We start from the raw sequence: 5,519 nt of genomic DNA, 5'->3' as shown, positions 1-5,519 counted from the left end.
CCCCTGGACCCAGGCCCCCAGCCCGTAGCGCAGCGCCGAGCCCAGCGCCCCGCCCAGCATGACCAGCAGGAAGCTCATGGGGTGGAGTATAGCAACAAGCTCAACGCCAGCTTAAGCCGGGTTTCGCGCCCCCGCTGGTAAACTTTGGTGATGAGGTTTTTCAGCGTACTGGTCCTGACGGCGCTTCTCGCGGGCTGCGCCCCGAGGCTGGGCGTGAGCGACGCCCAGCGGGCCGAGTGGGGCTTGCAGCCCGTCATCAGCGGCTTCGCCCCCGACCGCGGTACGGGCGGGAAGTACAAGCTGCGCGAGCGGGTTTTCTTCGGCTTCACCCTGAGCCGGCCGGGCTACGTCACCCTGATCACCGTCGACCCCGACACCACCACGGTGGTGCTCGAGCGCAACGTGCGGCTCGAGGCGGGCACCCATACCTTTCCCCTCAAGACCGACGTCACCGCCCAGGGGCAGGCCACCTATCTGGTGCTGCCGCCTACCGGGACCTCGCGCTTCCGCTTGCTCTTCACCAACGTGCCGGTTTCGGCGCCGAACCTCTTCCGCGGCAAGCTCAGCCCTGAAGAACTCGACCGGCAGACCCAGGCCTACCTCAGCCAGGCCGCCGTGCGCGACGTGGCGGAGACCACCCTCGAGGCGGTGCAGTGATGCGCAGATTCCTGATCGGCACGGTAGCCCTGCTGGCCCTGCTCGCCGGCTGCACCCCGGCCGAGCCGGGCGGCTTCAGCCTCGACCCCAACGCGGTGGTGCTCCCCGAGGCCGAGGTGGACTCGGTGGCCGCCAGCGAGATGTACGTGCAAACCGACAAGGAGCTGAAGAGCGGCCAAGTCGTCATCAGCGACGAGGGCGACGGGCTGGTGCGCCGCATCACCGAGGCGACCACCATCGAGTCGCGGCAGGTAGGCGCCCAGATCGTGCGCAAGGTCTACCTCAAGACCGAGGAGGCCAGCCTCGAGGAGGCCGTGGCCGCGGGCGACGCCAGCCTGGACTTCGGCACCTTGCAGATCGGGCAGGACAGCCTGGTACAGGCCCTGCCCGGCGTGAGCGTGCAGGCAGTCACCGGCAGGATCAACATCACCAACGTGACCTTCTCGCCGGTGGCGGGCGTGAATGTAACCCTCAACGGATTCGTGCAGCAGAGCCTCAGCCCCAAGTTTCGCCTGGTGATCAACAAGGCCGCCGGCAGCAGCGTGGCCAGTGTGGACGTTTTCGAGGCCGCGCTGGCCGGGAGCCTTACTGCCTCGCTTCAGGCCAAGATCGTGGCCGACAAGAAGTTCAGCCTGGCTGCGGGCACCGAGCAGCAGATCGCGCAGTTCGCCCCCTTGCGCCAGGCCTTCCTGGTGGGGGCGGTGCCGGTGGTGGTGGTGGTCACGCCGCGCCTGGTGGTGGGGGCTTCCGGCGGGGCCGACAACCAGGTGACCATCCAGGCCGGCATCCAGCCCACGCTCAGCGTCAACGCCGGGGTGAAGTACGACCGCGACGCCGAGAAGAAGTGGGTGGGGGTGTGGACGCCGCCCAGCTTCAACCTCAACCCCTCCTTCAGCTACACCGTGCCCAGCAACGGCAACGGCCAGCTTTACGCCAAGATGGTGCTGGACGTGAAGCTCTACGGGGTGGCGGGGCCCACCCTCGAGGCCAAGCCCTACGTGGGCATGACCTTCAAGCCGGCCCCGGCCACCGCCACCGTGCGGGCGGGCCTGGGGGCCAGCGGCGCGGTCTCGGCCGGGTTCAAGGTGCTGGGGAAGGGCCTCGAGCTCGGCACCAGCGCCCTCACCTACGACGAGGGCAAGGACTTTAGCTGCACCACCGGCGGCGGCTGCACTCCCACAAGCAGTGCGCTTCGGTGAGCGTTACGCTGCGCTATCAGGTGGGCCGCTGAACTCCTGGGCGGATTTGTCCGCTCTGCCGGAGCCTCATACAATAGCCTGTGTTTTCCTTCGCGATCACCGCTCGAGCCGGCCGTGCCCGCACCGGCGTGTTTGAAACCCCCCACGGCCCCGTGGAGACCCCGCTGTTCATGCCGGTGGGCACCCTGGGCAGCGTGAAGGGGATCAGCCCGCAGGAGCTGCGGGAGATCGGCAGCCAGATCGTCCTGGGCAACACCTATCACCTGCTGCTGCGTCCTGGCCCCGAGCGGGTGCGGGCCCTGGGCGGCCTGCACCGCTTCGCCGCCTATGATGGCCCCTGGCTCACCGACTCCGGTGGCTTCCAGGTGATGAGCCTGGGTCACATGCGGCGCATCAGCGAGGAGGGGGTGGTCTTCCAGAGCCACATCAACGGCGACCTCATCGAGCTTTCGCCCGAGAAGAGCGTGGCGGCGCAGGAGGCGCTGGGCGCCGACATCATCATGGCCTTCGACGAGTGCCCACCCTACCCGGCGGCCCCGGAGTACCTCGAGGAGTCCATCGAGCGCACGCTGCGCTGGCTCGAGCGCTGCCTCGAGGCTAAGACCCGCCCGGATCAGGCCCTCTTCGCCATCGCCCAGGGCGGGGTGGACCTGAAGCTGCGCCGTCTGAGCGCCCAGGCCACCGTTTCCTTCGACACCCCCGGCTTCGCCATCGGCGGGCTGGCCGTGGGGGAGCCCAAGGAGGCCATGTACCCGGCGGTGGAACTCTCCACCCGGCTCCTGCCCGAGGGCAAACCCCGCTACCTGATGGGGGTGGGCCACCCCGAAGACCTGGTGGCCTCGGTGGCCCTGGGCGTGGACATGTTCGACTGCGTGTACCCCACCCGCACCGGGCGCTTCGGCTACGCCCTCGTCCCCGAGGGGCGGCTCAACCTCAAGCTCACCCGCCACCTCGATGACCCCACCCCCATCGACCCGGAGTGCGACTGCTACGCCTGCCGCCACTTCAGCCGGGCCTACCTGGCCCACCTGGTCCGGGCCGACGAGATGCTGGGGCTGCGCATGCTCTCGCTGCACAACCTGCGCTACCTGCACCGCCTGATGGAGCAGGCCAGGGCCGCCATCCGGGAGGGGTGTTACGGCGAGTTCGCCCGCGAGTTCGCCCGCAGGCGCTTCGGCGGCGAGGTGCCGGGCTGGTTCCGGAGGGCGCTGGAGGAGGGTGGGCACTGGGCGTAGCCGGGACCGATAGCCCATTGCCTACGAGGGAGCTAGCAATTTATACATGACCACTGTTGCGTACAAATTGCCGTCCTGCCAGCGGGCGTACTGGGGAATCACCCCCGCCCTCTGCCAGCCCAGGTTCAGGTAGAGCCCCTCGGCAAAGTGGCCCTCGAGGGTGTCGAGAACCAGCGTGGTGCGCCCCAGTTTCTGGACTTCGGCCTCGGCGGTCTGCATGAGGGCCGTGGCGATCCCTTTGCGGCGGTGGGCCGAGTGCACCATCAGCTTGGCCACCTCGGCGCGGTGTAAGCCGTTGGCGCGGCTTTCGAGGTTGAGCTGGACGCTTCCCGCCATCTCGCCCCGCTCGAGCGCCACCCACAGCCGCTTATGCGGCCCCCGGAGGGCTTCGTGCACCTCCAGCCAGTACGCCCGCGCCTCGGCCTCGCTCAGCGGTGGCAAGAACCCCACCGAAGCCCCACCGTCCACCACGTCCTGCAACAGGGCGACCATCTGGGGGATGAGCGGCTCGAGCTGCTTTGCACCGATTCGTTTGATCTGCATATTCGAGAAACCTCCAGCTCCCCCCAAAGCCCATTGGGGTTAGCCCTCGTGAGAGGCGCTCCCCCCTCGGAATGCTAAGGCCGCTGGATGCCGGGCTCAAGCTGCGGGCCGTTACCGACTGCTAGGTTCCGGTCGTGGACCTCGACCAATCGGCGGCTTTCGGGCGCGATGGGCGCTGGCAGAGGGGGCTGGATCACGCCACCGGCCTTCGCCTGAAGGGGGCGGATTGGACTACACTAAAGGGGTTCTGGGGCATTTGAGGCGGACATGTGCGCGGGGCGGGAACCGGGTTGGAGGCCGTGAATGCGTGGGGTAGTGGTATTGGGCGGGTTGTTGGGAATCGTATTTTCCTGGGTACCGCCGTCTTCCCAGGCGCAGGACGCAGCCCTGAACCTGAGCGTATTCAAAGGGGAATCCTGGGGGGCCCACCTGCGCCCCATTCTGGCCCTGGCTGTGAGTGCGGAGGGGCTCATCGCCACCGGCTCGGTGGACGAGACCGGCAAGCTGTGGGCGGGGATTCCCGGCAGGCTGCAAAAGACCATCGGCGCCCACGGCGACTCGGTGACAGCGGTGGCCTTCAGCCCGGACGGAAGCCTGCTCTTCACCGGCTCCGACGACCAGAGCGTGCGGCTGCTCGAGACCAGGACCGCCTCTGAGCGGCAGGTGCTGCGCATCCAGGGGCGGGTGCGCTCGCTGGCGGCCAGCCGCACCCTGCTGGCCGTGGGCACCGACAACGGGCGCATCCAGGTCTTCGAGTTGCGGCAGGGCGGGGCTGAAGCCACCGCGCTGCTCCAGGGGCACAGCGCCGAGGTGCGCAACCTGGCCTTCAAGCCGGGGAGCGGGGTGCTGCTGTCGGGCTCGAGGGACGGCACGGTGCGGCTGTGGGACGCGGCTAAGGGGACTTCCCTGGCTTCAAAGAGCGAGGGGGTCCCGGTTTCGGGGGTGGCCTTCGACCCGGCGGGGCAGCGGCTGGCCTACGCGCTGGAGAACGGGCTGGTCTACCTCCACCCGGCCAACGCTTTCAGCCAGAACAGCGCGGTGCGGGCGCCGGGCGGGGTGCTGGCCCTGGCCCTCTCGCCCGACGGGGCCTACGTCGCGCTGGCGGTGCGGGGGGGCGGAGTTCAGATGCTCGAGGTCGCCAGCCGCAAGCTCAGCCCGGCCTGGAGCGACCCGCGCGACGTGGCCGCGCTGGCCTTCCTGCCCTCGGGCACCGGCTTGGTGGCTGCGGCGGGAACGCAGGTCTTCGCCTGGGTGGCCCCCACTGCGGTGTTCCGGCCCGGCGCGGTGCAGGCTGGCCCGCCCGAGGGGCAGAAGGGTGGGGTCCGGATCACCAGCACCCCCAGCGGGGCCACCGTGCTGCACGAGGGGAAGGTGCTGGGCAATACCCCGCTGACCATCGAGGACCTCGAGCCGGGCAGCTACCGCTTCACCCTGCGGCTGCAAGGCTACGAAAGCCGCGAGATCAGCGTGACGGTGACGGCGGGTCGCATCCAGGCGGTGGAGGCCCGGCTGACCCAGGTGGCCGCCGCACAGCCCCAGCCCGGCCCTCCGGCTGCCGTCAGCCCTACCGTGGCCCTGATCTCACCTCCCAACCGCGAGATCGACAGCCTGGAATTCTCGGTGGTGCTGCGCATCTCCAACCCCGCGGGGGTGCCGCTGGAGATCGAGCTCGTCGACGCCAGCACCGGGCGCACCCTGACCAGGCTCGAGGCCCGCAACGTGGGCGTCGAGACCACCGAGACGCGCAGCTACACCTTCCGCCTGCCGCCCGACACCCCGCCGGGGATCGTCCAGCTCACCATCGTGGTCACCCCCAGGGGTGACCACGATGGTGAGCTGGACGATCCCCGGCGGGGTGTCGGGCGGCAGGCGGAAGGTGTAGCTG

Annotated in this window: 6 protein-coding genes; 5 read left to right on the top strand and 1 reads right to left on the bottom strand. The window is 69.3% G+C overall.

Translation table 11 applies throughout. From position 1 onward, the window contains the following. Positions 1–150: 150 nt before the first annotated feature. The 3 genes from Mrose_RS17725 to tgt all read left to right on the top strand — a co-directional run bounded on the left by Mrose_RS17725 (position 151) and on the right by tgt (position 3,091). Positions 151–657: a DUF4384 domain-containing protein gene (locus tag Mrose_RS17725; RefSeq protein WP_119280527.1), complete on the top strand. Its 507-nt coding sequence runs from the start codon at positions 151–153 to the stop codon at positions 655–657. Next, on the top strand, positions 657–1,856 hold the full coding sequence (locus tag Mrose_RS17720) for a hypothetical protein (RefSeq protein WP_119280524.1): 1,200 nt from the start codon (positions 657–659) through the stop codon (positions 1,854–1,856). The genes Mrose_RS17725 and Mrose_RS17720 overlap by 1 nt, the downstream gene beginning before the upstream one ends. Before the next feature lie 80 nt (positions 1,857–1,936). Continuing rightward, the gene (gene tgt, locus Mrose_RS17715; RefSeq protein ID WP_119280523.1) at positions 1,937–3,091 is read left to right on the top strand and encodes a tRNA guanosine(34) transglycosylase Tgt; all 1,155 of its coding nucleotides are present in this window, start codon (positions 1,937–1,939) and stop codon (positions 3,089–3,091) included. A gap of 21 nt (positions 3,092–3,112) precedes the next feature. Here tgt and Mrose_RS17710 read toward each other — a convergent pair whose 3' ends face one another. Then, the gene (locus Mrose_RS17710; RefSeq protein WP_119280521.1) at positions 3,113–3,634 is read right to left on the bottom strand and encodes a GNAT family N-acetyltransferase; all 522 of its coding nucleotides are present in this window, start codon (positions 3,632–3,634) and stop codon (positions 3,113–3,115) included. 134 nt (positions 3,635–3,768) lie between these two features. Here Mrose_RS17710 and Mrose_RS19710 point away from each other — a divergent pair, with 134 nt between their 5' ends. After that, positions 3,769–3,894 carry a hypothetical protein gene (locus tag Mrose_RS19710; protein ID WP_275052670.1) on the top strand — a complete coding sequence of 42 codons (126 nt, stop codon included), beginning with the start codon at positions 3,769–3,771 and terminating at the stop codon, positions 3,892–3,894. 43 nt (positions 3,895–3,937) lie between these two features. Further along, positions 3,938–5,519, top strand: a 1,582-nt coding sequence (locus tag Mrose_RS17705) for a WD40 domain-containing protein (protein ID WP_119280519.1), incomplete at its 3' end; no start/stop codon positions are given.

This window comes from Calidithermus roseus, assembly GCF_003574095.1.
GTDB lineage: Bacteria > Deinococcota > Deinococci > Deinococcales > Thermaceae > Calidithermus > Calidithermus roseus.
This window is presented reverse-complemented; position numbering and strand designations above follow the sequence as displayed.